Below are 368 nucleotides of genomic sequence, written 5' to 3'. Positions count from 1 at the left end.
GTGAAGAGGAACACCAGCAGGGTGAGCAGCAGGGACAGGAGGAGGGTGGAGCTGAAGGGGACGTAGTACTCCCGCCCGTCCCGCTGGACGCGCAGGTCCCCGGGCAGGCGCCCCAGACCTAAGCGGGCGAGGAGGGGCGTGAGCGCCCCCAGCAGGGCGAGGGCGACGATCACGGTGATCAGCCATTTCAGCATGGGCGTGTTCCCGGACTTCGATTTTCGACTATGGTAGGCGGTTCGGGAAAAATGCGCATCCGCCGTTCTTCTTTTCGACGGAGACAGACCTTCCATGATCCATCTCTATACCTGGAGCACGCCCAACGGCCGCAAGGTGTCCATCCTGCTGGAGGAGACGGGGTTGCCCTACAC

At 63.3% G+C, this 368-nt stretch carries 1 protein-coding gene and 1 pseudogene; one reads left to right on the top strand and one right to left on the bottom strand.

Features of this window, described 5'->3' with window-relative positions:
* Positions 1-194 (bottom strand): DUF2905 family protein (locus ACTFO6_RS18010; protein WP_439935776.1); only part of this gene is annotated, 194 nt, incomplete at its 3' end.
* A gap of 94 nt (positions 195-288) precedes the next feature.
* On the opposite strand from ACTFO6_RS18010, the pseudogene ACTFO6_RS18005 reads away from it, so the two are divergent.
* A pseudogene (locus ACTFO6_RS18005) lies at positions 289-368 on the top strand (glutathione S-transferase family protein); the annotation flags it as partial.

It is taken from the genome of Pelomicrobium sp. G1, assembly GCF_051905455.1.
Classification (GTDB): Bacteria; Pseudomonadota; Gammaproteobacteria; order Burkholderiales; family UBA6910; genus Pelomicrobium.
The sequence above is the reverse complement of the archived record's forward strand: the minus strand, read 5'-3'. Positions and strand labels throughout refer to the sequence as shown.